Annotated in this window: 17 protein-coding genes; 13 read left to right on the forward strand and 4 right to left on the reverse strand. The window is 65.2% G+C overall.

The window, feature by feature from the left end:
• Positions 1 to 29 precede the first annotated feature (29 nt).
• The gene (locus CTR2_RS03050) at positions 30 to 1,268 is read right to left on the reverse strand and encodes an aminotransferase-like domain-containing protein (RefSeq protein WP_087085130.1); all 1,239 of its coding nucleotides are present in this window, start codon (positions 1,266 to 1,268) and stop codon (positions 30 to 32) included.
• Positions 1,265 to 2,683 carry a 2-oxoadipate dioxygenase/decarboxylase HglS gene (gene hglS, locus CTR2_RS03055; protein ID WP_087085129.1) on the reverse strand — a complete coding sequence of 473 codons (1,419 nt, stop codon included), beginning with the start codon at positions 2,681 to 2,683 and terminating at the stop codon, positions 1,265 to 1,267. The genes CTR2_RS03050 and hglS overlap by 4 nt, the downstream gene beginning before the upstream one ends.
• 171 nt (positions 2,684 to 2,854) lie before the next feature.
• On the opposite strand from hglS, the gene CTR2_RS03060 reads away from it, so the two are divergent.
• Complete coding sequence (locus tag CTR2_RS03060; RefSeq protein WP_087085128.1) at positions 2,855 to 3,772, forward strand: LysR family transcriptional regulator; 918 nt, start codon at positions 2,855 to 2,857, stop codon at positions 3,770 to 3,772.
• Between the two features lie 126 nt (positions 3,773 to 3,898).
• Here the strand turns inward: CTR2_RS03060 and CTR2_RS03065 are convergent, their stop codons facing one another.
• Positions 3,899 to 4,810 (reverse strand): transporter substrate-binding domain-containing protein, encoded by a 912-nt coding sequence (locus CTR2_RS03065; protein ID WP_087085127.1) that lies wholly within the window; start codon positions 4,808 to 4,810, stop codon positions 3,899 to 3,901.
• Positions 4,811 to 5,275: 465 nt separating this feature from the next.
• Between CTR2_RS03065 and CTR2_RS03070 the strand changes: the two genes are divergently transcribed.
• Positions 5,276 to 5,965 (forward strand): DUF2760 domain-containing protein, encoded by a 690-nt coding sequence (locus CTR2_RS03070; protein ID WP_087085126.1) that lies wholly within the window; start codon positions 5,276 to 5,278, stop codon positions 5,963 to 5,965.
• Between the two features lie 3 nt (positions 5,966 to 5,968).
• Complete coding sequence (locus CTR2_RS03075; RefSeq protein ID WP_087085125.1) at positions 5,969 to 7,945, forward strand: Hsp70 family protein; 1,977 nt, start codon at positions 5,969 to 5,971, stop codon at positions 7,943 to 7,945.
• A gap of 249 nt (positions 7,946 to 8,194) precedes the next feature.
• Here the strand turns inward: CTR2_RS03075 and CTR2_RS03080 are convergent, their stop codons facing one another.
• Positions 8,195 to 9,226 (reverse strand): porin, encoded by a 1,032-nt coding sequence (locus CTR2_RS03080; RefSeq protein WP_176391746.1) that lies wholly within the window; start codon positions 9,224 to 9,226, stop codon positions 8,195 to 8,197.
• A gap of 196 nt (positions 9,227 to 9,422) precedes the next feature.
• On the opposite strand from CTR2_RS03080, the gene CTR2_RS03085 reads away from it, so the two are divergent.
• The 10 genes from CTR2_RS03085 to CTR2_RS03130 all read left to right on the forward strand — a co-directional run bounded on the left by CTR2_RS03085 (position 9,423) and on the right by CTR2_RS03130 (position 25,187).
• A complete protein-coding gene (locus tag CTR2_RS03085; protein WP_087085123.1) occupies positions 9,423 to 12,293 on the forward strand; it encodes an Hsp70 family protein in 2,871 nt (956 codons plus the stop codon).
• Between the two features lie 195 nt (positions 12,294 to 12,488).
• Positions 12,489 to 13,517, forward strand: a complete 1,029-nt coding sequence (locus CTR2_RS03090) for a Bug family tripartite tricarboxylate transporter substrate binding protein (protein WP_087085261.1) — start codon at positions 12,489 to 12,491, stop codon at positions 13,515 to 13,517.
• A 58-nt stretch (positions 13,518 to 13,575) separates the two neighbouring features.
• Complete coding sequence (locus CTR2_RS03095; protein WP_176391745.1) at positions 13,576 to 13,956, forward strand: ribosomal maturation YjgA family protein; 381 nt, start codon at positions 13,576 to 13,578, stop codon at positions 13,954 to 13,956.
• A 57-nt stretch (positions 13,957 to 14,013) separates the two neighbouring features.
• The gene (locus CTR2_RS03100; protein ID WP_087085121.1) at positions 14,014 to 15,288 is read left to right on the forward strand and encodes a nitrate regulatory protein; all 1,275 of its coding nucleotides are present in this window, start codon (positions 14,014 to 14,016) and stop codon (positions 15,286 to 15,288) included.
• A gap of 259 nt (positions 15,289 to 15,547) precedes the next feature.
• Positions 15,548 to 16,819 (forward strand): CmpA/NrtA family ABC transporter substrate-binding protein, encoded by a 1,272-nt coding sequence (locus tag CTR2_RS03105; protein ID WP_140401079.1) that lies wholly within the window; start codon positions 15,548 to 15,550, stop codon positions 16,817 to 16,819.
• 26 nt (positions 16,820 to 16,845) lie between these two features.
• On the forward strand, positions 16,846 to 17,838 hold the full coding sequence (gene ntrB / locus CTR2_RS03110) for a nitrate ABC transporter permease (RefSeq protein ID WP_087085120.1): 993 nt from the start codon (positions 16,846 to 16,848) through the stop codon (positions 17,836 to 17,838).
• 109 nt (positions 17,839 to 17,947) lie between these two features.
• Positions 17,948 to 18,760 (forward strand): ABC transporter ATP-binding protein, encoded by an 813-nt coding sequence (locus CTR2_RS03115; protein ID WP_087085119.1) that lies wholly within the window; start codon positions 17,948 to 17,950, stop codon positions 18,758 to 18,760.
• 367 nt (positions 18,761 to 19,127) lie between these two features.
• Positions 19,128 to 21,602, forward strand: a complete 2,475-nt coding sequence (gene nirB, locus CTR2_RS03120) for a nitrite reductase large subunit NirB (RefSeq protein ID WP_087085118.1) — start codon at positions 19,128 to 19,130, stop codon at positions 21,600 to 21,602.
• 177 nt (positions 21,603 to 21,779) lie between these two features.
• The gene (nirD, locus tag CTR2_RS03125) at positions 21,780 to 22,178 is read left to right on the forward strand and encodes a nitrite reductase small subunit NirD (protein ID WP_087085117.1); all 399 of its coding nucleotides are present in this window, start codon (positions 21,780 to 21,782) and stop codon (positions 22,176 to 22,178) included.
• Positions 22,179 to 22,325: 147 nt separating this feature from the next.
• A complete protein-coding gene (locus CTR2_RS03130; RefSeq protein ID WP_087085259.1) occupies positions 22,326 to 25,187 on the forward strand; it encodes a nitrate reductase in 2,862 nt (953 codons plus the stop codon).
• Positions 25,188 to 25,194: the final 7 nt, after the last annotated feature.

Raw genomic sequence — 25,194 nt, forward strand, 5'->3', positions numbered from 1 at the left:
ACGCGAAGCGGCACAGGGGGTGCTTTATCTCAGCGGCTTTGTGCTGCGGCCTGACACAGGCGCTCCACCGCCTGCGCGATCTGCGGCACCGCGGGCGCGGCAAACGACATGCGCAGCGTGTGCAGGTCGGGGGCGGCAGGATAGAAGGCCTTGCCTGGCACATAGATCACGCCCAGGGCGACGGCGGCATCGAAGAGCTTTTGCGGATCGATGCGGCGGTCCAGCTCGGCCCAGACGAACATGCCGCCCGCAGGGCGCGAGCAGCGTATGCCGCTGTCCGGTGCCGCGTCCAGGCCCTGGATCAGGGCCTGCATGCGGCGCTGGTATTCCTGGCGCGCGCGCTGCACGGTAGCCGGGTAGCGCTCGCTGCCCAGATAGCAGGCAGCGACCGACTGCGTCAGCGGCGAGGTGCACAGATCGGCGGTCTGCTTGGCCACCGTGCAGCGGCGCAGCAGCGGCGCGTCGGCCAGCATCCAGCCCACGCGCAGCGCGGGGGCCACGGTCTTGGACAGGCTGGACAGATAGATGACAGGGTTGGCGCCGGGCTCGGCCAGCCGCTCGCCCGCGGCGCGCACGGTGCCCGGCATGGCTTGGGGGACACCGCCGGGCTCGTCGAAGCGCAGCTCGCCATAGGGATCGTCCTCGACCACCCAGAAGCCGTGCTGCCGGGCCAGTTGCACCAGGGCTTCGCGGCGCTCCTGCGCCAGCAGCGTGCCGCGCGGGTTGGAGAAGTTCGGCACGGTGTAGAGCAGCTTGGGGCGCTGGCCGGCCGGCAAGGTGGCCAGCAGATCGGCCAGCGCATCGGTCTGCAGGCCTTGCTCGTCCATGGGAATGGGCAGGATGCGCGCCTGCGCCAGACGCAGGGCCTGCAGCGTGGCGGGATAGGCGGGCACCTCGACCAGCACCGTGTCGCCGGGCTCGACGAGCACGCGCACCAGCAGGTCAAAGGCCTGCTGCGATCCGGTGGTCACCAGTATGTCGGCGGCCGTGGCCTGCATGCCGCGCTCGCGCGCCTGCTGCGCCAGGGCCTCGCGCAGTTCGCTCAGGCCTTCGGTGGCGCCATATTGGAGCGCGCCCGGACCCTGGGCCATGGCCTGCGCGGCGGCCAGGGCCAGGCCCTCGGCATCGAAGAGGCTGGGCGATGGATAGCCACCGGCCAGCGAGATCATGCCGGGGCGTGAGAGATAGGGAAACAGCTCGCGTATCGGCGATCCCGCAGGCTCGGCAAACACGGCGGCAAAGGGAGCCAGTACGCTGCCCTGACTCATGCCGCAGCTCCCGACAGCAGCCCGAGAACCTGGGCCCTGGATTGCTGTTCGCTGGCCTCGTACAAGGCGATTTCGTCATGCACGCGGGCGCCCAGTGCGCCCTCGAAGACCTGCTGCGCGGCATGGGCCTGGTATTGTTTTTGCTCCTCGCCACCAAGGTTGGACTGGAAGATGCCGGCCGCGCTCACGGGTAGAAAATCCTCATAGGTGATCGGCTCGGCCTGCACCAGCCCCTTGTCGATCAGCGCTTCCAGGTCTGCCTCGGCAGGGTTTTGGGCAAGCGCGGCCTGAGCCTGCCCGGTCAGCCGGTAGCGGTAGAAAGCCAGACCCTGTCGGCGCAGTTGCTCGTGCGTGTCGGGAAACTGCGTGAAGACCTGCTGCAGACGGTGCGCGTAGTCGGGCGCGGCACTGCCCGCGCTGTCTATGCCGCGTACCAGACCCAGCAGCTCGTCGTACAGGGCGCGGCCCTTGCGCGTCAGCGCGACGCCGCGCTGCTCGATCTCGCCAAAGCGGGCGGTATGGGCGCCGGCACTGTCCGCGTTGGCGTCGGCATCGGTAAAGCGTACGGCTTCCTTGAGCGCCTTGAAGCTGGTCTGGCGCAGCAGGATGGGGCAGGCGCGCTGCGGCGGGCCTTCGACCACATCCTTGGCATCCATGCCGCGCGCGGGCATATCGGCCTGGGCCAGGTCGATGTCCAGCGTGCGTGGCGTCAGATGGTTGATGTGGGGTCCCTTGAAGCACACCACATCGGCCACCAGTCGGTGGGCTTTCTGCAGCGCGTTGTAGGTGGCGGCGTCCACGGTGGCGTCGCTGTGCCAGCGGAAGGTCTCCAGGGCCTGCTGCACAAAGGCGTCGGCGTCGCTGCTGTCCAGGCCGCCGTCACGCTCGGCCTGGGCAATGAGCTCCAGTGCGCGCGGCGTGAAGATGCGACGGCGCAGGAGGATCTCGGCGGCCTGCGCGCGCAGCGCCTCATCGGCGATCAGCTCCAGGCGCAGCAGCGAGGTGAAGACGCGAAATGGATTGGCCAGCAGCGCCTCGTCATGCACGGGGCGAAAGGCCGTGGAGTGCACGGGAACACCGGCCACCGACAGGTCGTAATAGCCCACGGGCTCCATGCCCATCACGGCGAACAGGCGGCGCAGCGTGGCCAGTTCCTCGGCCGTGCCCACGCGGATGGCGCCATGGCGCTCCACATCCAGGCGCTCGAGCTCGCCGCTGCTGCTCATGCGCTGGCGCAGCTCCAGATCGGCCTGCAGCGTCAGAGCGTTGACATCGGCCACCAGGTCGATCAGCGTGCCGTACTGCGGCACTTCCTTGCGGTACATCTCGGACATGGCGCGCGAGAAGCGCGTGCGGATCTCGTTGGAGGAGACAAATCGGGCAGCGGTGGAAGAGGCGTGGGGCGTGGCGCTCATGACGAAACAGAAGGGTCTTGGGTTTGTGGGATGGCCACGCCGCTGGCGTGGCCGCAGGAATATGCAGGATGTTGTGCGCCGTCATGACTTTGGTCAAACGATAATCCTGCCTTCAGGTCATACCTAAATGGAATGAACCTGCTGGCAGCCCCACACTTACCGGTTCCTTCCATGCAGCTATCCCGTCGCTTTCTGCCCCCCATGTCCCTGCTCTGCGCCTTCGAGGCCTCGGCGCGGCATCAGAGCTTTACCGCAGCGGCCGCCGAGCTGCATCTCACGCAAAGCGCCGTCAGCCGCCAGATCCGCGCGCTGGAAGAACGGCTGGGCACCGAGCTGTTCGTGCGCGAGCGCCAGACCGTGCGCCTGAGCGCTGCGGGTCAGGCCTATGCGCAGGAGATCCGCGCGGCCCTGGCGCGCATCTCCAATGCCACGCTGGGCTTTCGCACCAATCCGCAAGGCGGCAGTCTGAACCTGGCCATCCTGCCGACCTTCGGCACGCGCTGGCTGGCGCCGCGGCTGCCGCAGTTCTTCAGCGCCCATCCGGGCATCACCATCAATCTGACCACGCGGCTGTCGCAGTTCGATTTCCAGCTCGAAGCCGTGGATGCCGCCATTCATTTCGGCCTGCCGAACTGGCCGAGCGCGGAGCTGGAGTTTCTGATGAGCGAGACCGTGGTGCCGGCCTGCAGCCCCGATGTGGCTGCCCGCCATGGTTTTGCACGGCCCCAGGACCTGCTGCGCGCGCCCCTGCTGCATCTGGCTTCGCGTCCCGACGCCTGGCAGCGCTGGTTCGGCAGCCAGGGCTGCCAGGGCGGCGATATGCAGGGCATGCTGTTCGATCAGTTCGCCACGGCGGCGCAGGCCGCGATTGCCGGTGTGGGCGTGGCGCTGCTGCCCAAGTTTCTGATCCTGCGCGAGCTGCAGGCCGGCGACCTGGTCCAGGCCCTGCCGCAGCTGCCCGAGGTGCAAAGCGCCGAGCGCTACTACCTGGCCTGGCCGACCAGCCGCTCTGCCTATCCGCCGCTGCAGGCCTTCCAGGGCTGGCTCAAGCAGGTCGCGCAGGAGTTTGCTTCTTCTGCGCCGCTTTAATGAAAAAAGGAGCTGCCAGCGCAGCTCCTTCAAGGGATTCAGCCATGGATATGCCTGAAATGCTTTGTCAACAGGCGCAGCCAGCTACCAATAAGGAATGGCTCCAGGGGTAGGCCAGTGGCCGCTTCAGCTGTTGTAGGCTTCCAGCGGCTTGTCGTTGGGCGCTTGCAGCAGCTGCTTGAGCGTCTCGCTCATGGGCAGGTTCAGCGGCATTTCCTTGGGCGGAATGGGCTGCATAAACCATTTGTCGTAGATCTTCGCCACTTCGCCGGACTTCATCATGCGCACCAGGGCATCGTCCACGGCCTTCTTGAAGCCGGGATCGTCCTTGCGCATCAGCAGCGCGATGGGCTCCGATCCCAGCGCCTCGCCCACGATCTTGTAGCCCTTGGGGTCCTTGGCGTTGGCGATCACGCCGGCCAGCAGGTTGTCGTCAAGCACAAAGGCGTCCGCGCGACCGGACTCCAGCATCAGAAAGCTCTCGAAGTGGTCCTTGCCCAGCTGGGTCGGCAGCTTCACATTGTTCTCATGGCTGTATTTGCGCAGCAGCTGCACGGCGGTGGTGCCGGCCGAGGCTGCCACGGTCTTGCCGTCGAGCTGCTTGAACGAGGTCACGGGCGAGTCCGCACGCACGGCCATGCGCACCTGGCTGACATAGGTGGTGACGGCAAAGGCGACCTGCTTCTGGCGGCTGAGGTTGTTGGTCGTGGGGCCGCAGCCCAGATCCACCGTGCCGTTCTGCACCAGAGGCATGGTGTTCTGCGCGGTAATGGCCATGTATTCGATCTTGGCGCTGGGCGCGATCTGGGCCAGAACCTTCTCGCACAACTCCACGTGGTAGCCGGTGAAGCGGTGGTTGGCGCCTATGGCATAGGCCATGGGGGCCGAGCTTTCGCGCACGCCTATGACCACCTTGCCGGTCTTCTGCAGCTTCTCCAGCGTGCTGCTGGGGGAGGTCTGGGCCTGGACGCCGGAGGCGGCCATGGCGGCTACAAGGGCGGTACATGCCAGCGTTATGTTCGCGGTCATCAGGCGCATGGGGGAAGTCTCCTCGGGAAGTGGGCGTATCGAAAACGCAATGCAGTTGTTGTGCGGTCGTCCATGGTGCCGCGCATTGCCTGCAGCCCATGAATCGGCAAGACCCGTTGCCGGGGCGGTCTGTTTGTCAAGATCCTGCATCAACTATCCGGCAAATGGCGGCGGCTTCATAACGATGAAACGGAAGAAGGTCATGCTTGCGGCGTATGACCCGGCAGTGCGCGTCCAGGTGCTGCAACCGGCGCGGCAAAGCCATAGCGGGATGGCTGACCGGGCTTTTTGGGTAATATCTGCGCCTGTTGCACAGGCCCGCGCGCATCGTTTGCGGCGCGTCCAGCCTTGTGCCGCCAGGGCCGGCCGTGCTGCTGCCGCCTGGTCCGGCTCCGTTTTCGGTTCGCGCAGCCCAGCCCGCAAGGGCGCCACAGAGAGATTCTGCATGCGTGAACCCGTTTTGAGACAGACTCCATGACTGCCAATACCCCCCCCTCATTCCTGAGCCGCATCGCCATCGCGATCGGCAGTTTCTTTGCCATCCTCGGTAACGGCCGTTTGGCCGCTGACGTGACTCGTGTGCGCGCCGGTGAGGCCTTTGCCGCCGACGTCGCACCCAAGGAAGTGCGCGTGGAAGTGCCGGTCGAGAAGATCGTCGAGGTCCGCGTCGAAGTGCCGGTCGAAAAAATCGTGGAAAAGACCGTCGAGGTTTCGGTCGAAAAACGCGTCGAGGTTCCGGTCGAGAAGCTGATCGAAAAAACCGTCGAGGTGGAAAAGCTCGTCGCCACCGACAGCGCCGCCCTGCAACTGCTGGGCCTGATGCAGCGCGAAGCCCGTTTTGTGGACTTCATCCAGGAAGATGTCGCGCCCTATACCGATGCCGAAATCGGCGCGGCCGCGCGCGTGGTGCATGAGGGCTGCCGCAAGGTGCTGCGCGAGCATTTCACGCTCTCCCCCGTTTGCAGCGAAGCCGAAGGCTCGCGCATTACGTTGCAGGCCGGTTTTGACGCCGCTGCCGTGCGCCTGACGGGCAATGTGGTCGGCCAGCCGCCGTTTACCGGAACGCTGTCCCATCGCGGCTGGCTGGTGACGGAGGTCAAGCTCCCCCAGCTCACAGACATTCAGGCCGCCAAGGTCATCGCCCAGGCAGAAGTGGAGCTGTAAGCCATGAATATGTTTGCCTCCATCGCCGCATCCGGTGCGGCCTCCCAGGCCGCGCCCGTGGCTGACCCCGTGGCCGCTGCCGCTCAGCCGCAAGGAGCTGCTGGCCAGCTCGATGCTCCATCTGCCGGCGCTCAGTTCAGCATCGGCATCGATCTGGGGACCACCCACTGCGCGCTGTCCTATGTGAACAAGACTGCCAGCGACGGCGAGAAGGTGGTGCAGGGCGTGCTGGACATTCCCCAGCTCACGGCTCCCGGCAGTGTCGAGGCCAGGTCCCTGCTGCCGTCTTTTCTCTATCTGCCGCACGAAAGCGAGCTGACCGAGGCCGAGCGCAGCCTGCCCGGTGCACCCGGCGACTTCATCACCGGTGAATTCGCCCGCAGCCGCGGCGCGGCCACGCCCATCCGCCTGGTCAGCAGCGCCAAGAGCTGGCTCTGCCACCCCGGTGTCGATCGCCGCGCCGGCATTCTGCCCGCCGATGCACCCGAGGAAGTCAGCCGCATTTCGCCGCTGACCGCTTCCACCCGCTATCTCGAGCATCTGCGCCGCGCCTGGGAGCAAGCCCATCCCGAGGCCCCGTTTGCCCAGCAGGACATCACCGTCACCATCCCGGCATCGTTCGATCCCGCGGCGCGCGAGTTGACGGCCGAGGCCTGCAAGGCCGCGGGCTTTGCCAGGCTGACACTGCTCGAAGAGCCCCAGGCCGCGCTCTACAGCTGGATCCAGGCCAGCGGTGGTCAGTGGCGCAAGCAGGTCAAGCATGGCGACATCATCCTCGTCGTGGACGTGGGCGGCGGCACCACCGACCTCTCGCTGATCGCCGTGCTGGAGCGCGATGGCAATCTGGAGCTGCAGCGCATTGCCGTGGGCGAACACATTCTGCTGGGCGGCGACAACATGGACCTGGCCCTGGCCTACGGCGTGGCGCGAAAGCTGGCGGCCGAGGGCAGGCAGCTCGATGCCTGGCAGACCCGTGCGCTGGCCCATGGCTGCCGCACTGCCAAGGAGCAATTGCTGGCCGATGCCAACCTGCAGGCCGTGCCCGTGGTCGTGCCCAGCCGGGGCAGCAAGCTCATAGGCGGCAGCATTCGCACCGAAGTGACACGCGACGAAGTGCTGGCCATGCTGGTCGAAGGCTTCTTCCCCAAGGTGGCCGTCAGCGACAAGCCCAAGACCCGTGCGCGCGGCGCACTCACGCAGCTGGGCCTGCCCTATGCGCAGGATGCCGCCGTCACGCGCCATCTGGCGGCCTTTCTGAGCCGCCAGGTTCATGCGCTGGCCGAGATCGAGGGCCTGAGAGGCGATCAGATCGACGGCTCCACCTTTTTGCATCCCACGGCCATTCTGTTCAACGGTGGCGTGCTCAAGGCACCCCAGATCGAGCAACGAATCCTGGAAGTCATCAACGGCTGGCTGGACGACGAGGCCTGCGAGCCTGCGCGCCTGCTGGACGGTGCCAACCTCGATCTGGCCGTGGCTCGCGGTGCGGCCTATTACGGCCATATCGCCACCAGCGGTCGCGGCGTGCGCATTCGCGGCGGCACGGCTCAGTCCTATTACGTGGGTGTGGAGAGCAATATGCCCGCCATCCCCGGCATGGAGCCGCCCCTGTCCGCCCTGTGCCTGGCACCGTTCGGCATGGAAGAGGGCACGGAAGTCGCTCTGCCTGACGAGGAGTTCGGCCTGGTCGTGGGCGAGCCTGTGCGTCTGCGCTTCTTTGGCTCGTCCGTGCGTCGCACTGATCAGGTCGGCACCATGCTGGACTTCTGGTCGCCCGAAGAGCTGGTGGAGCTGCAGGAGATCGAGCTGAATCTGCCTGCCGCCGGCCGTGCGGCCGGCGAGGTGGTGCCCGTGACCCTGGCGGCGCGTGTGACCGATATCGGCACGCTGGAGCTCAATGCCGTGCCTGTGGGCGGAAGCGAGCGCTGGAAGGTGGAGTTCGATGTGCGAGCGGAGACCTCTGCGGAGGCCGCCGAGTAAGGCTGTTGAATTGCTTGACTGCGAAAGCCCGCTGGCCGATTGGTTGGCGGGCTTTTTTGTTCTCTCTTTTGTTCTCTCGTTTGCGGCTGCGCTTCTGGCCGAGACCCGCCCTCTGTCCGTGACAAAGGCATGTCACAAAAAGGTTCAGGCCCAATCACGCCAGGAGCAAGATCATGAAGCTCTTCTTTCGAGAAGCAAGGCGCGCACCATGCCCACCAGCAACATGGCACGCGCCCCACTCAAGCAGGTCTAGAACGCGTGGCGCAGACCCACACTCAGGCTGCTGGCATCCTGCCCATAGCCCACGCCACCCTTGAAGTTGTAGCCATAGGCCACGCCGGATCCGTTGTCGATGCGCGTGTAGGCAGCGTAGAGCTTGGTGCGTTTGCTCAGGTGGTGGTTGTAGCCAAGAATCCACTGGCGCGCGCTGCTGCCGGGCACATGGCTCCAGCGGCTGGCCCAGCCGTAGCCCAGGGCAAGCTCCGAAGCGCCTGCCCGGTAGACCGCAGTCACGCGCGCAGCGTCACGTGTGCCGCAGCCGGCACCGCCATTGCTGCACAGCGAGCCCGAGCCGTTGTCCGAGCGCTGGTAATAGGCACCGATCTGCAGCGCATTCCAGATGTAGTGGCCGCGCAGGGCAAACTGCTTGTCGTCACCCAGCTGGGTATAGCCCGCGCCCAGGGCTAACGGGCCGCGTTCCCAGTTGGCATAGAGGTCGTAGCCGTTCTTCTGCACGGCGCCTGTCGTCTTTTCGTGTAGCGATGCCTGAGCTTCCAACGTCAGCCCAGCTATCACAGGGCTGCGGTAGGCGATCTTGTTGGTGTTGCGCATCACGTAGTCGTAGAGCGCATCGGCGATGGAGCCGGTATCGTGGTTGGGCTCATCCAGTGCACCATAGTCGGCAATGCCGAAATAGGTGGCGGCACCAAAACGGCCCAGACGCAGCTTGCCCAGACTGCCCGAGAGGTTGACTTCGCTCTGGCGCTGAAAGGCCAGGGCTCCGGTGCTGCCGGTACCGGCGCCGGTGTCGGATTCGAAGCCGGATTCGAGCTGGAAGCCGGCCTTGAGGCCACCGCCCAGGTCTTCGCTGCCCACAAAGCCAAAGCGCGAGTTGTTGTTGAAGAGCCCGGTCAGGCTGCTGTTTCCGACCTTCTGATGCTCGACCGAGGTATTGAGGCGGCCATAGATCTGAACGCTGCTTTGTGCGAAAGCGGCGGAAGCTCCGGCGGTGGCCAGAGCGGCGAGGAGGACACGAGACACAGTTGTTGTTTTGACTGGCATGTAGTGACTAGCCTTCGATCTTTGCTATGAAACTTGCGCGAATCTGCGCACTTGTTACAAGGCAAATCCCGTGCCAGCGGACTTGCACCGGTTTGGGCCCAGGTCGCCGCTGCAGCCGCTGATCCCGGCAGGCGGTTCGGGCATCCGGCTCTTGTTACGATCGGCGACAGAGTTTTACGTGTCTTCGTCTCAGCCCATGCATTCATCCCGCCCCACCTACGCCGTCGGCATCGACCTGGGTACCAGTCATACGGTCGTGGCAAGCGTTGCGCTGGACGGTGCGACTGGTGATATCGCGTTGCTCGACATTCCACAGCGCAGCACGGCAGGCGAGGTCGCGGCCCAGCCGCTGCTGCCTTCGGTGCGCTACCAGGCGGCAAAGGGCGAGCTGGGCGAGGCCTGGCGGCAGCCCTGGCCACCGCAGGGTGCGGATGAAGCAGCGCCTGCCGTCATCGGCCGCTGGGCGCGAGATCTGGGAGCTGCCGTGCCGGGGAGGCTGGTGGCCAGTGCCAAAAGCTGGCTCTCGCATACCGGTGTGGATCGAACGGCCGCCATCCTGCCCTGGGGGGCTGGCGAGGACGTGGCCAAGGTATCGCCGCTGGCGGCATCCAGCTCCTATCTGGTCCATGTGAAAGCAGCATGGGACAAAGCCCACCCCGAAGCGCCACTGCACCGGCAAAGCGTGGTGCTGACGGTGCCTGCTTCATTTGACGAGGGCGCACGAGCGCTGACGCTGGAAGCCGCTCAGATGGCGGGTCTGCCGCAGGTGCAGTTGCTGGAGGAGCCCAAGGCCGCGTTTCACGACTGGCTGGTGCTGCAGGGCGATGAGCTGGCCGCGCAACTGGCGGACAGCCGGCTGGTGCTGGTGGTGGACGTGGGCGGGGGAACTACCGATCTGACGCTGATCCGCGTGGATGCATCGGTCGACGGAGGCCTGCCCACGCTGACGCGCACGGCCGTCGGCGAGCACCTGATGCTGGGCGGCGACAACATGGATCTGGCGCTGGCCCATCAGCTTGAGAGCGCGTTTGCGGCCAAGACCGCAGAGCAGGGCCAGAGGTTGTCCGCCCAGCGCTTTGCCCAGCTGGTACAGCGCTGCCGCATGGCCAAGGAGCAGTTGCTGGCGCAGAACGCGCCAGAGCAGATCGGCATCACCTTGCTCGGGGGCGGCAGCAAGCTGCTGGCGGCGACTCACAGCGTCACGCTGAGCCGCGAGCAGGTGCGGCAGTCGGTGGTCGACGGCTTTTTGCCGGCTGCGCAGATCAGCGATATGCCCGCCAGGCGGCAGGGCGCGCTGCGCGGCTTTGGTCTGCCCTATCCAGCCGATGCGGCCATCAGTCGTCATCTGGCGCAATTTCTCGCCCAGCATGCAAGCGGGGGTCTGCCCGATACCGTGTTGCTCAACGGTGGCGTGTTCCACGCGCATGCCATGGTGCAGCGTCTGACGGAATTGCTTGACCGCTGGCGCGGCAGCCCGGTGCGCGTGCTGCACAACCCGCACCCGGACTGGGCCGTGGCGCGCGGTGCGGCGGCCTACGGGCTGGCCCGCCATCAGGCCGAGCTGGCGGCTCAGATTGCTGTGTCCAGCCCGCCTGAAGCACGGGCCGGGCAGACGTCGGCAGCGCTCACACCCGTGGTGCCGCGCATTGGTGGCGGTTCGGCACGCAGCTACTGGCTGCTGCTGCCGGGTAAGAGGGGCGAGGCTCCGCAAGGCCTGTGCCTGCTGCCGCGCGGCACGGAAGAGGGCGTGCGCATGGTGCTCTCGGGCCGGCGCTTTGCGCTCAAGCTGGGCCAGGCCGTGCGCTTCAATTTGCTGGCCAACAGCCAGAGCCATGTACCTGCGCAGGCCGGCCAGATTGCACCTTTGACCGGCGATGGCTGGGTGGAGCTGCCGCCATTGGCCACGGTGCTGCCCGCGCCCGAAGGCTGCTCTGCTGCCCAGGTCGAGGTGCAGCTGCAAGCCTGCATGAGCGAGGTTGGCACGCTGGAAGTGCGCTGCGTGGCCGTGCAGGACGCAGGCCAGTCCTGGTTGCTGCCCTTTGCCGTGCGCGGTGCAGTGACTGCGGAAACCATAGCTGGCAGCCCAGACCCACAAAGCGCTGAAGCCCAAAAACAATCCAATTCTGTAGCGACCAAGTTGCCCGACGCCGTGGCCTTGATAGACCGCATCTTTGGCACGCAGGCACAGGAGGTGACGGCCAAGGAAGTACGCCAGCTGCGCCAGTCGCTCGAAAGAGTCCTCGGCCCGCGCGAGGGCTGGGAGCTGGGTCTGCTGCGTGCCCTGTTCGATGCGCTGCTGGCCCGTGCCAGGCGCCGCCGCCGCACGGCCGACCATGAGCGCGTCTGGTTCAACCTTGCCGGCTGGTGTCTGCGCCCCGGCGTGGGTGCGGAACTCGATGGCTGGCGCATAGACCAGATCTGGGCCTTGTATGGCCAGGGCCTGGGTCATGCCAAAGAGGCCGCCAACTGGACGGAGTGGTGGGTGTTCTGGCGCCGCGTGGCGGCGGGTCTGAACGAGGCCCGACAGATGGAGCTGCTCGAAGACGTGGCCGGCCACATGCAGAAGGCCGTGCAGCAGAACACGCGCGGCAAATCCAGCCATGGCAGCTATGACGACATGTTGCGCCTGTTCGCGGCCATGGAGGCCGTGCCCTGGCAGTACCGCCAGGAAATGGGGCAGTGGATGCTGCAGCGCCTCAGGCGCGAGGATGAAACCGTGCAGACCTGGTGGGCCATAGGCCGCCTGGCGGCACGCCAGTCGCTGGCCGCCAACGCCCATCTGGTGATGCCCCCCGAGGCGGCGCTGGAGTTTCTGAACGCCACGCTGGTCCAGGACTGGCGCAGGAACGAAACCGCCATGTTCGCTGCCGTGCAGATGGCCCGCATGACTGGCGACCGCGCGCGCGATCTGCCTGATGATGTGCGAGCACGGGTGCTGGAGAAGATGCGCGGCAGCGGTGCCCCCGAGCGCTGGATGGCGATGGTCGAACAGGTGGTGCAGATGGAGGCCGAGGACCAGAAACGCAGCCTGGGGGATAGTTTGCCGCCGGGGCTGGTGCTGCTGTGAAGAGGCCGTGCCGCTGCGGGCAGGCGTGGGGTCACGGCATTTGCAGGAGGCTGCCACTGCCAAACGCGATGGCCGAACAGTGAGCGCTGTTCAGGCCGCCCGACCAGCGATGCAAGAATGGCCTGTTGCATGGGACGACAGGCCGGCATGGAGGGCTGGCAGCATCCATGTCCACCACCACAGGAAATGATTGCCATGAAGTTTGAAGAAGCTGCGCGCACCGAGATGGCGCGAAACGCTGTTTTTATCTCCGGAACCCGACGCCGCCCGCTGCTGCTGGCGGCGCTGGCCGCCGTGGTGGCTGCTCCTCTGACGCAAGCCCTGGCGCAGGGCGGCAACTGGCCTGCCAAGCCGATTACCTTTGTCGTGCCCCAGGCACCGGGCGGTGCCAACGATGTGATTGCGCGTGCCGTGGCGCAGGGGCTGGAGAATTCGCTGGGCCAGCCCGTCATCGTGGAAAACCGCGCCGGCGCCAACGGTAATCTGGGCACGGGCCAGGTGGCGCGCAGCGCGGCCGACGGCTACACCTTTCTCGTGACGGCGCAAAGCGCCTACACCATCAATCCGGCGCTGTATTCCAGGGTGCCGTTCGATCCCATCAAGGATTTCACTCCCGTGATGCAACTGGCCGTCGCGCCTTATCTGCTGGTGGTGAATCCGAGCTTTCCGGCCAGGAACCTGGACGAGCTGGTGGCCTATGCCAAGGCGCATCCGGGCAAGGTGGAATACGCTTCTGCTGGCAACGGCACGCTCAACCATCTGCTGGGCGAGATGCTGAAAAAGCAGAAGAACGTGAACCTGCTGCATGTGCCTTACAAGGGAGCGTCGGCCGCCGCCACCGATGTGGTGGCCGGCCAGTTGCCGGTGACCTTCGGCAGCTTTCCCGGCGTGATGCCTTTTGTCAGCAGCGGCAAGCTGCGCGTGCTGGGCGTGGCGTCCGACAGGCCGACCTCGCTGGCGCCCGAGATCCCCGTGCTGGGCAAGGGACTGGCCGTGACCAGCTGGTACGGCTTGTTTGCGCCGGCCGGTACGCCGCAGCCCGTGGTGGACAAGCTCTATCAGGCCGTGAAGACCGTGCTGGCCAGGCCCGAGATGGCCGAGCGCCTCAAGACTCTGGGCGCCGAGCGCGTGGAGTCCACGCCGCAAAGCTTCAAGGCCATGCTGCCGGCCGAGCTGGCGTACTGGAAGCAGGTGGTCAAGGACTCAGGCGCGCATATCGACTGAAGGGGACGACAGCTTGTTGACACATCCGGCTACTGCTGGACCCTTTCGTCGCTCACGGATGGGATTGACCCTGCTCATTGCGGCGGTCATCGCCATCGGGCTGGCCTCGCGCCGGGGCTATGTGCCCTTTCCCGCCTGGCTGGGCAACTATCCGGGCGATGCGCTCTGGGCCTGGGTGGTGCTGCTGTGCGTGGCCTGGCTGCGGCCGGCTATCACGCGCGGCAAGCTCATGGCCTGCTCCCTGGTCATCGCCTTTGCCATCGAGTTCCTGCAGCTCTATCAGGCCCCCTGGATGCAGGCCCTGCGCGCCAACAAGCTGGCCTATCTGGTGCTGGGCAATGGCTTCGATCCCCTGGATCTGCTGGCCTATGTTGTGGGCATCGGTGTGGGCGCCATGGTGGACCGGCTCTGGGAGAGGCCGCAGCGTCGCCTCGCCTGAGATGGCATGAAATGTGCTGGTCGTCCATGGCATCAACATGACGACAAGCACTACCCCATGAAAACGCCTCTGCACTATCTGGTGGCTGCAAGGCAAAGCGAGATCGCCGAGCTGGAACAGATCAGCCGCGCCAGCAGCCTGGTGGCGAGCGTATCCGAGCTCGTCCATGCGCTGCAAAAAGAGCGCGGTCTCTCGAATATCTTTCTGGTCAGCGGCGGAGCACAGGCGCAGCAGAGCCTGCTCGATCATGGCCGGCATGTCGACCAGGTCATGGAGCGGGTCTGCCTCGCGCTTGAAGAGCTGGGCGCGCGGGCGCCAGGTGCGCATGGCGCTCGCCTGTTCAATGCGATCGCCAATGCGCTGCAAGGCTTTGAAGCCCTGCCGCTGCTGCGCCGCCGGCGCGATGGGCTGGAGCTCAGTGCCGAGGATTGCACGCAGGCGCTGATCCGCATGATTGCGGCCTGCCTGACCGTGGTGTTCGAGGCGGCGGACAGCGCTTGCGATCCCGATATCGCGAAATTGCTGGTGGCGCTGTTTCATTTCATGCAGGGCAAGGAACTGGCGGGCCAGGAGCGCGCCACAGGGGTCGCGGCGTTTACGGCAGGGGTCGGCAGGACGGAGCGTCAGCGCCATTGGCTGCATCTGATCGAGTCGCAGGAGCGCTGCTTTCAGGTGTTTGCAGACTTCGCCAGCCCTTCGGGGATGCAGCGCTGGCAGCAGCAATGCGGGGCCTGTCCTGATATGACGGTGATCGAGCGGCTGCGCCGCCTGGGCTGCACGGCCGGTGACGGCCTGGCGCTGGACCGCAGCCTGAGCTCGCCTTGGTTCGAAGCCTGTTCCAGCCGGCTCGATGCCATGCACCAGATTGAGGCATTCCTGGCCGAGGAGCTGCAGGCCCAATGTCTGCGCAAGCTGGAGCAGGCCGGCGCCGCGCTCTGCCAGCAACTGGCGCTTCTGGAGATGCAGCCGCAGCCGGGGGCTCGCGCCGAAGCGGCTGCGGCCTTTCTGGGGGGCACGCAGTCAGCCGCCTCCTTGCCTGCGGAGGGCGCATACGGGCTGCAGCTTGAGAAGAGCATTGTCTTGCTGGTGCAGGAGCAGTCCATGCGGCTGCAGGACATGCAGACCGAAATCGACAAGGCACGCGCCACGCTCAAGGAGCGCAAGACCATAGAGCGGGCCAAGGGCGTGCTGATGAACTACCGCCAGCTCAGCGAGGGCGAGGCCTACAAGCTGATCCGCCAGACGGCCATGAACCAGAACCGGCGCATGCTGGATGTGGCCGAGGCGATTCTGTCCACGGTGGACCTGCTGCCGGGCAGCACCAATTCATAGCCTTGACAGTGCCGTGTTTGTTGCGCTGCACCAAATATGGGCCAGAAACGGGGTCGCACAGCCTGCTCCGCCTCTGATCAAGGTCTGGCATGGTTTGTGCATGACTGTTGATGTCAAGCAGACCAAAGGCGGTCGCGCTTAAAGCGTTATTACGAGTGACCTGGGACAACGGCGTCCTTTTCTCCTCACACCCGGGGAGGGAAGGGCGCCTTTTTGTTTTCCGGATCGCCTTCACCACGATTCTTGATGGAGTTTTCTCATGAGCCAGCGCCTTTCTTTGACTACTGCTCCCGTGCCGGAGCCCGTATCTGCCGGTGGCCGGCGTGAGTTTCTGCGCGTGGCCGGCGCCGCCGCCCTCTATGGCACGCTGGGCCACCATGGCGCCTGGGCCGCAGGCTCCGACGCGCCGGAGAAGAAAGAGGTCAAGATCGGCTTCATCCCGCTGACCGATTGCGCCAGCGTGGTCATGGCCTCGGTGCTGGGCCTGGACCAGAAATACGGCGTGAAGATCGTTCTCAGCAAGGAAGCGAGCTGGGCCGGCGTGCGCGACAAGCTGGTCAACGGCGAGCTGGACTTCGCCCATGTGCTCTACGGCCTGGTCTACGGCCTGCATCTGGGCGTTGGCGGCCCCAAGAAGGACATGGCGGTGCTCATGGGGCTGAACAACAACGGCCAGGCGATCACGCTGTCCAAGGCCCTGGCCGACAAGGGTGCGGTCGACGGAGCCAGCCTGGCCAAGGTCATGGCCAGGGAAAAACGCGAATACACGTTTGCCGGGACCTTCCCCACCGGCACCCATGCCATGTGGATGCATTACTGGCTGGCGGCTGCGGGCATCAACCCTTTGTCCGATGCCAAGCTGATCACCGTGCCGCCGCCCCAGATGGTGGCCAATATGCGCGTGGGCAATATGGATGGCTTCTGCGTGGGCGAACCCTGGAACCATCGCGCCATCATGGATGGCATAGGCATCACCGCCAACACCACGCAGGACATCTGGAAGGACCATCCCGAAAAGGTGCTGGGCACCACGGGCGAGTTCGCTCAGAAGAATCCCAATACCTGCCGCGCCGTGATGATGGCGATTCTCGAGGCCGGTCGCTGGATCGACGCCAGCCTGCAGAACAAGACGAAGATGGCCGAGACCGTGGCCCAGAAGTCGTACATCAACACCAGTGTGGACGCCATCAATCAGCGCATTCTGGGCCGCTACCAGAACGGCCTGGGCAAGACCTGGGACGACCCCAACCACATGAAGTTCTTCAACGACGGGGCTGTGAACTTCCCCTATCTGTCGGACGGCATGTGGTTCCTCACCCAGCACAAGCGCTGGGGTCTGCTCAAGGCCCATCCCGACTATCTGTCTGTGGCCAAGCAGATCAATCGCATCGACCTCTACCAGCAGGCGGCAAGCCAGCTCAAGGTCAGCGTGCCCAAAGATGTGCTGCGCACCAGCAAGCTGATCGACGGCGTGGTGTGGGACGGCAAGAACCCTGCCCAGTACGCCGACAGCTTCAAGATCAAGGCCTGAGGCCGCCACCTTAACGGAGAACCATCATGGTCAGTGCCGTACTTCACTCACCGCTCGAACTCGATCCCCCGCACGATCCGCAACTGGCAGCCCAGGCGGCCAATGATGCGCTGCTCGAAGCCTCAAAAGAGATAGCCGCTGGCACAGAACTTGTAAAGGCTGAAGTGCAAAAAGATATCAAACCCAAAGCGATAGCCACGGCTCCGGTTGCGGTGGCACCCAGCCGCTTGCGCCAATGGGCTGAACAGCTATTTGGTCAGGTCCTGCCTCCGGTGCTGGGGCTGGCGCTGCTGGTCGGCCTGTGGTCGCTGGTATCGAGCAGTACAGGCAAGAGCATTCCGACCCCGGCCGAGACCTGGGAGCAGGCCTTGCAGGTGTTCAGCGATCCCTTCTACCGCAACGGACCCAATGACCAGGGCGTGGGCTGGAATGTGCTGTCCTCGCTGCAGCGCGTGGCCCTGGGTTTCGGTCTGGCGGCACTGGTCGGCATTCCTTTGGGCTTCGTGATCGGGCGCTTCGGCTTTCTGTCGCGCATGTTCAATCCCTTGATCAGTCTGCTGCGTCCGGTGTCGCCGCTGGCCTGGCTGCCGATCGGCCTGCTGGTGTTCAAGGGCGCCAATCCGGCAGCCATCTGGACCATCTTCATCTGCTCGATCTGGCCCATGGTCATCAACACCGCCGTGGGCGTGCAGCGTGTGCCCCAGGACTATATGAATGTGGCGCGCGTGCTCAATCTGTCGGAGTGGAAGATCGCCACCACCATTCTGTTTCCTGCCGTGCTGCCCTATATGCTGACCGGCGTGCGCCTGGCCGTGGGCACGGCCTGGCTGGTGATCGTGGCCGCCGAGATGCTGACGGGCGGCGTGGGCATAGGTTTCTGGGTCTGGGACGAGTGGAACAACCTCAACGTCAAGAACATCATCATCGCCATCTTCGTGATCGGCATCGTGGGCCTGGTGCTGGAGTGGGCCCTGGTCAAGCTGGCTTCGGCCTTTACGTTTGAAGAGGTCAAGACTTAACCCACCCCTGAGCCGCGCCTTCGGGCGCGTCACCCCCTCAAGGGGGCACCACCGGTGGCCCGGCAAAGCCGGCGCCACGGTGGCCTCGGAAAAAAGCAAGGAGTACCTCATGCATACATCTCTCAGCACCAAGTACATCGAGATCCACGGGGTGGAGCAGACCTTCAAGACGGCCAAGGGACTGTTTCCCGCACTGCGCGACATCAATCTGAACATTGCCAAGGGCGAGTTCGTCAGTCTCATCGGGCACTCGGGCTGCGGCAAGTCGACGCTGCTCAATCTGATTGCCGGCCTGACCATTCCCACGGGCGGTGCATTGCTGTGCGCCAACAAGGAAATCAAGGGCCCCGGGCCCGAGCGCGCGGTGGTCTTCCAGAACCATTCGCTGCTGCCCTGGCTGAGCTGCTGGGGCAATGTGCACCTCGCTGTGGAGCGTGTCTTCGGCAAGCGCGAAAGCAAGGCACAGCTGGCGCAGCGCACCGATGCGGCGCTGGCCATGGTGGGCCTCAGCCATGCGGCGCAAAAGCGCCCCGGCGAAATCTCGGGCGGCATGAAGCAGCGCGTGGGCATTGCCCGTGCCCTGTCCATGGAGCCCCAGGTGCTGCTCATGGACGAGCCCTTCGGCGCTCTCGATGCCCTGACGCGTGCCAAGCTGCAGGACGAGTTGCTGGAGATCGTGGCACGCACCCAGAGCACCGTGGTGATGGTCACGCACGATGTGGACGAGGCCGTGCTGCTGTCCGACAAGATCGTGATGATGACCAACGGTCCCGCTGCCACGATTGGCGAGGTGCTGCATGTGGAACTGCCACGCCCGCGCAGCCGGGTGGAGCTGGCTGAGGATGCCCGCTATCAGAGCTACCGCAAGGCCGTGATCGACTTTCTCTACACGCGTCAGGGCCACGTGGAAAAAGCGGCCTGAGCCCTGGCCTGATATCTGCAGCATGGCGCCCCGGGGCGCCATGTTTGTTTGGTGCACAGCAAAGCGGCGCACAGGCACAAAGATGGTGCACATCGTCCCGGTCGGCTGCATTCCGCGAGACGGCAGAGCTGGCACGGCAATTGCATGTTTCCTGTCGTGGCCAAGGTCGGCCACCGGGTGATGGTGCAAGGCTGGATCAGAACCCAAAAGACAAAGACGTCTACATGCTCATGCAAGTCATGAGGCATGCAGACGTCTTTTTTTGTTGCCGGGCCGTCTCAGGACACAGGCGCTTCCTCGGAGGTGCAGCTGCCAAACGCAGGGGTTCTGGGCGGGAGGCCTTTTTCGCAAGCCCACGGGGACTCAGATGAAAAAATCCAAACTGGTCATGATTGGTAACGGAATGGCAGGCGTGCGCGCGCTGGAAGAGCTGCTGGCCATCGCCCCCGATCTGTACGACATCACGGTCTTCGGCGCCGAGCCGCATCCCAACTACAACCGCATTCTGCTGTCGCCCGTGCTCGCCGGCGAGCAGACGCTCGGCGATATCGTGCTCAACGACTGGTCCTGGTACCAGGACCACCATATCCTGCTGCACGCCGGCTATACCGTGACGGCCGTGGACCGGGCCCGGCGCACGGTACATGCGGTCAATGCCCAGGGCGAGAGTGCCAGCGCCGAGTACGACCGACTGATCATGGCGACGGGCTCCAAGCCTTTCATCCTGCCCATCCCCGGCAAGGACCTGGAGGGCGTGCTGGCCTACCGCGACATCGCCGACACCGAGGCCATGATCGAAGCGGCCAAGACACTCAGGCATGCGGTGGTGATCGGCGGTGGTCTGCTGGGACTGGAAGCGGCCAACGGCCTCATGAAGCGTGGCATGCAGGTCACCGTGGTGCATGTCGGCGACTGGCTGATGGAGCGCCAGCTCGACGATCAGGCGGGCCGCATGCTGCAGAAATCGCTGGCCGAGCGCGGCATGCAATTCTGTATGCAGGCGCAGACGCAGGAACTGCTGGGCGACGAGGACGACGGGCGCAGTGGCCGCGTGCGCGCCGTGCGTTTCAAGGACGGCAGCGAGATCCCGGCCGAACTGGTGGTGATGGCCGTGGGCATTCGTCCCAGCACCGAACTGGCCGAGTCCATGCACCTGCATGTGAACCGCGGCATCGTGGTCAGCGATACGCTGCAGACCGTGACCGATCCGCGCATCTATGCCGTGGGCGAATGCGCGGCACACCGAGGCATTGCCTACGGGCTGGTGGCGCCCCTGTTCGAGCAGGGCAAGGTGCTGGCCAACCATCTGGCCGAGTTCGGCATCGGCCGCTACCTGGGCTCGCTGACCTCGACCAAGCTCAAGGTCACGGGCATCGATCTGTTCTCTGCAGGCGATTTCCAGGGCGGCGGCGATACCGAGGAAATTCTCATGAGCGACCCCTATGCGGGGGTCTACAAGAAGCTGGTCATCAAGGACGACAAGCTGGTCGGAGCCTGCCTGTACGGCGACACGGTGGACGGCAGCTGGTACTTCAAGCTGCTGCGCGAGGGCCGCAGCGTGGCCGATATCCGCGACAAGCTGATGTTCGGCGAATCCAATCTCGGCGACACCGGCCACCAGGGTCAGAGCAAGGCCGCGGCCATGGCCGACGGCGACGAGGTCTGCGGCTGCAACGGCGTGACCAAGGGCGCGATCTGCAAGGCCATCAAGGACAAGGGCCTGTTCACGCTCGACGATGTGCGCAAGCACACCAAGGCCAGTGCCAGCTGCGGCTCCTGCACCGGGCTGGTGGAGCAGATCATCATGTTCACGGCCGGCGGCGACTACTCGGCGGCTCCCAAGACCAAGGCCATGTGTGGCTGCACCGACCACGGGCACCAGGCCGTGCGCAATGCGATCGCTGAGCACAAGCTGCTGAGCACGGATGCAGTGTTTCGCTTCATGGAGTGGCGCACGCCCAACGGCTGTGCCTCCTGCCGCCCGGCCGTCAACTACTACCTGATCAGCACCTGGCCCAAGGAAGCCAGGGACGACCCGCAAAGCCGCTTCATCAACGAACGCAGCCACGCCAATATCCAGAAGGACGGCAGCTACAGCGTGATTCCGCGCATGTGGGGCGGCGAGACCACGGCCGCCGAGCTGCGCCGCATTGCCGATGTGGTGGACAAGTACCAGATCCCCACCGTGAAGGTCACGGGCGGCCAGCGCATCGATCTGCTGGGCGTGAAGAAGGAGGATCTGCAGGCCGTCTGGAACGATATCGGCATGCCCTGCGGCCATGCCTATGCCAAGGCGCTGCGCACGGTCAAGACCTGTGTGGGCAGCGAATGGTGCCGCATGGGCACGCAGGACAGCACCCAGATGGGCAAGGACCTGGAGCGCGCCATGTGGCGCATGTACGCACCGCACAAGGTGAAGTTCGCCGTCAGCGGCTGCCCGCGCAACTGCGCGGAGTCCGGCATCAAGGATGTGGGAATCATCGGCGTGGACTCGGGCTGGGAGATGTATGTGGGCGGCAACGGCGGCATCAAGACCGAGGTGGCGCATTTCTTCACCAAGCTCAAGACCGCCGAAGAGGTGATGGAGTACACGGGCGCCTTCATGCAGCTGTATCGCCTGGAAGGTTGGTATCTGGAGCGCACGGTGCACTACATCAACCGCGTGGGTCTGGACTATGTCAAGCGACGCATCCTCGACGATGCCGAGGGCCGCAGGGCGCTGTGGGAGCAGCTGCAGTTTGCACTGGATGGCGAGCCCGATCCCTGGTTCGAAGCCGACAAGGCGGCCGTGGATACGCGCCAGTTTCGGGCTCTGCCTGCTGATGTGTCAGTTATTGCCTGAAACCGAGAACCTATTTCAATTTTTCAGCAATTTACGAACCTGGCGCGGCATAGCCAAGGGACGGCGAGCAAGGGCCTGGGCGGCCCCGCCGCCCCGCAGTGAGGCCGTCGTCCCCCTCCCGCGAAGCGAGAGAGGGGGAAGCCGCAAAGCGGCTCAGGGGGAGCTTAGGAGATGCAAATGAGCGAATGGATTTCTATCTGCATGATTGAGGACATCCCTGTGCTGGGAGCGCGCCGCGTGGCGCGTGCACAAGGGCTGGATGTGGCTGTGTTCCGCAATGCCGACGACGAGGTGTTCGCGCTGCTGGACCGCTGCCCGCACAAGGGCGGCCCGCTGTCGCAGGGCATTGTGTTCGGGCGCAGTGTGGCCTGCCCGCTGCACAACTGGACGATTGCACTGAGCAGCGGCGAGGCGGCAGCCCCCGACGAAGGCTGTACCCCGTACTTCAGCGTACGCGTGGAGAGCGGCGAGGTGCAGCTGCGCGCCGACGAACTGGCCAGCCGTGCGCTGGAGCAGCAGCGGCCGCATGCCGGTCCCGCACATTGCGCGGGCAAATCCGGCTGCGCCACGGCCTAGTGTCTCTGTTGATATGAAATGAATAGCTGCATGCGCTTGTTCAGAAAGCGTTACAGCATGATTTCACCGAAAGTCTGCCATGTGTGAGACCCAATCCAGCGGCCCTTGTTGCCGTGAATGTCGATTCCGCATCTTCTGGGGGACACCATGAAAGAAACCAAGTCCACCTGCCCCTATTGCGGTGTCGGCTGCGGCGTGATCATCGAATCCGATGGCCTGCAGATTACCGGCGTGCGCGGCGATCCCGAGCATCCTGCCAACTCGGGCCGTCTGTGTACCAAGGGCAGCACCCTGCATCTGACGGCCGCGCTGGCCTATGCCCAGCAGGCCCGCTTGCTGCAACCCATGCGCAGGCTGGAGCGGACATCCACGCCGCAGGCAGCGAGCTGGGATCAGGCCCTGGATGAACTGGCGGCGCGTATCGCCGGCATTCGCGCCGAACATGGTCCCGATGCACTGGGTTTCTATCTCAGCGGCCAGCTGCTGACCGAGGACTATTACGTCTTCAACAAGCTGGTCAAAGGCCTGCTGGGCACCAACAATCTCGACACCAATTCGCGCCTGTGCATGAGCAGTGCCGTGGCCGGCTACAAGGCCACGCTGGGCGCCGATGCACCGCCGGCCTGCTACGAGGACATAGACCTGGCCGGCTGCATGTTCATCACGGGTAGCAACATGGCCTGGGCGCATCCCATTCTGTTCCGGCGTGTGGAAGAGGCCAGGGCGCGCAATCCGCAACTCAGGATCATCGTGGCCGACCCGCGCCGTACCGAGACCGCAGAGCTGGCCGATCTCTATCTGCCGCTGCAGCCGGGCAGCGATGTGATGCTGTTTCACGGTCTGCTGCACACCATGTTGTGGGAGGGCTGGACGGACAGCGCCTTCATCGCCCAGCATACCAGCGGCTTTGCAGCGCTCAAGGAGCTGGTGCGCGAAGCCACGCCCGAGAAGGTCGCTGCCATCTGCGGCCTGCCCGTGGCGGACCTGTACCGGGCGGCGCGCTGGATGGCGCTGGGCGGTGCCCAGGAGCCGACGGACGTGCGTCGTCCCACGCTCAGCCTGTACTGCCAGGGTCTGAACCAGAGCCACAGCGGAACGGCCAACAATGCGGCGCTGATCAATCTGCATCTGGCCACCGGCCAGATCGGCAGGCCAGGCGCAGGCCCGCTGTCGCTGACGGGCCAGCCCAATGCCATGGGCGGGCGCGAGGTGGGCGGACTGTCCAATCTGCTGAGCGCGCATCGCGATCTATCCAACGCAGGGCACAGGGCCGAAGTGGCGCGGCTATGGGGTGTGGAGTCGATTCCGCAGCAGCCCGGCAAGTCTGCGCTGGAGATGTTCGAGGCTGCCGCCGACGGGCAGATCAAGGCCTTGTGGATTGCCTGCACCAATCCCGCGCAGAGCATGCCCGAACAGGCCATGGTGCGCAGGGCGCTGGAGCGTGCCGAGCTGGTGGTGGTGCAGGAGGCCTTTGCCGCGACCGAGACCACGGCCTATGCCGACTGGTTGCTGCCTGCCTCCACCTGGGGCGAGAAGCTGGGCACGGTCACGAACAGCGAGCGGCGCATCTCGCGGGTGCGCGCCGCCGTGGTCGCGCCGGGGGCGGCACGCCATGACTGGCAGATAGGCGTGCAGCTGGCGCGGCGTCTGGAACAGCATCTGCGGCCCTCGCTGCCAAGCCTGTTTCCCTATGACACGGCGAATGCCGATGCGGGAGCCGAAGCCGTCTGGAACGAGCATCGCGAGTCCACACGCGGGCGCGACCTGGATATCACGGGTCTGAGCTGGGCGGTGCTGGAGGTCAAGGGACCCCAGCAATGGCCCATGCCTCAAGGCGCCGGCCAGGGCCGGCAGCGTCTGTATGGCGATGCGTTGTTTGCGACCGAGGACGGGCGTGCGCGCTTTGATGCCCAGCCCTGGCAGGCGGTGGCCGTGCCGCGCGATGCACGGCATCCGTTCAGTCTCAACACCGGCCGCCTGCGCGATCAATGGCATGGAATGACGCGCACCGGCCAGCTGGGGCGCCTGTTCGCCCATGTCAGCGAACCGCAGCTGCAGGTCAGTCCCCAGGACATGCAGCGCCTGCAGCTGCAGGACGGCGACCTGGTCCACCTGTCCAACCGCTACGGCGCCATCGTGCTGCCTGTGCAGGCGGAAGGGGGGCTGCAGCCCGCACAGCTCTATCTGCCCATGCACTGGGGCAGCATGTATCTGAGCGGTCTGGGCTCCAAGGGACAGCGGCTTGCGGGAGTCAACGCCCTGACCACGCCCGAGCGCTGCCCGCGTTCCAAGCAGCCCGAGCTCAAGCATGTGGCCGTCAGGCTGCTCAAGGCCGAGCTGCCCTGGACCTGTCTGGGCATGGCCTGGCTTGATGACCAGCAGGTGCAGTCGGTTCGGCAGGCCTTGAGCGAATTGATGGCCGAGTTCGACTTTGCCAGCTGCGTGCTGTTCGGACGCGCCGTGCCGCTGGAAAAAGCGGATCAGGGCCGCACCGGCGTGCAGTTCCGCGCGGCGGCCTATGCGCAGCCCGACGCCGAGGTGCTGGCGCGGCTGCATGGCCTGCTGCAACTCGATGGCCCGCAGGCCATGCGCTATGCCGACGCGCGTCGCCAATGCAGCCGTGCCATGGCGATTGGCCGTCAGACCGGGGAGCCCAGGCTCGATGCCTTTTTGCTCTGCGGTGACGCCAGCGCCGGTCGCTGGCTGGGGCCGGTCCTGCGCGACGAGCAATCGGTGCAAAGCTATGGGCGTCTGCTGCTGTCCTCGGGTGCCAGGCCGCCCGCCGCCATGCCGGCCCGGTCGCCACAGATCTGTGCCTGCATGAATGTGGATGAGGCCAGCATCAGCTCGGCGCTGACCGTGTGCGATGGCTCCGCCGACGAACGGCTCGCGCAGCTCAAATCTTCTCTGGGATGCGGCACGCGCTGCGGCTCCTGTATTCCCAGGATCAAGCAACTGGTGCATGCGACGCCTGCGCCGCAGTCGGCAGCTCTGCCGGTCGCTGCCTAGATTTCAA

It is taken from the genome of Comamonas thiooxydans (assembly GCF_002157685.2).
In the GTDB taxonomy this organism is placed as follows: Bacteria; Pseudomonadota; Gammaproteobacteria; order Burkholderiales; family Burkholderiaceae_C; genus Comamonas; species Comamonas testosteroni_H.

Coding starts and splice junctions, on each gene's coding strand:
- CTR2_RS03050 (WP_087085130.1), bottom strand. CDS start 1,268: ATGAGTCAGGGCAGCGTACTGGCTCCCTTTGCCGCCGTGTTTGCCGAG.
- hglS (WP_087085129.1), bottom strand. CDS start 2,683: ATGAGCGCCACGCCCCACGCCTCTTCCACCGCTGCCCGATTTGTCTCC.
- CTR2_RS03060 (WP_087085128.1), top strand. CDS start 2,855: ATGCAGCTATCCCGTCGCTTTCTGCCCCCCATGTCCCTGCTCTGCGCC.
- CTR2_RS03065 (WP_087085127.1), bottom strand. CDS start 4,810: ATGCGCCTGATGACCGCGAACATAACGCTGGCATGTACCGCCCTTGTA.
- CTR2_RS03070 (WP_087085126.1), top strand. CDS start 5,276: ATGACTGCCAATACCCCCCCCTCATTCCTGAGCCGCATCGCCATCGCG.
- CTR2_RS03075 (WP_087085125.1), top strand. CDS start 5,969: ATGAATATGTTTGCCTCCATCGCCGCATCCGGTGCGGCCTCCCAGGCC.
- CTR2_RS03080 (WP_176391746.1), bottom strand. CDS start 9,226: ATGCCAGTCAAAACAACAACTGTGTCTCGTGTCCTCCTCGCCGCTCTG.
- CTR2_RS03085 (WP_087085123.1), top strand. CDS start 9,423: ATGCATTCATCCCGCCCCACCTACGCCGTCGGCATCGACCTGGGTACC.
- CTR2_RS03090 (WP_087085261.1), top strand. CDS start 12,489: ATGAAGTTTGAAGAAGCTGCGCGCACCGAGATGGCGCGAAACGCTGTT.
- CTR2_RS03095 (WP_176391745.1), top strand. CDS start 13,576: ATGGGATTGACCCTGCTCATTGCGGCGGTCATCGCCATCGGGCTGGCC.
- CTR2_RS03100 (WP_087085121.1), top strand. CDS start 14,014: ATGAAAACGCCTCTGCACTATCTGGTGGCTGCAAGGCAAAGCGAGATC.
- CTR2_RS03105 (WP_140401079.1), top strand. CDS start 15,548: ATGAGCCAGCGCCTTTCTTTGACTACTGCTCCCGTGCCGGAGCCCGTA.
- ntrB (WP_087085120.1), top strand. CDS start 16,846: ATGGTCAGTGCCGTACTTCACTCACCGCTCGAACTCGATCCCCCGCAC.
- CTR2_RS03115 (WP_087085119.1), top strand. CDS start 17,948: ATGCATACATCTCTCAGCACCAAGTACATCGAGATCCACGGGGTGGAG.
- nirB (WP_087085118.1), top strand. CDS start 19,128: ATGAAAAAATCCAAACTGGTCATGATTGGTAACGGAATGGCAGGCGTG.
- nirD (WP_087085117.1), top strand. CDS start 21,780: ATGAGCGAATGGATTTCTATCTGCATGATTGAGGACATCCCTGTGCTG.
- CTR2_RS03130 (WP_087085259.1), top strand. CDS start 22,326: ATGAAAGAAACCAAGTCCACCTGCCCCTATTGCGGTGTCGGCTGCGGC.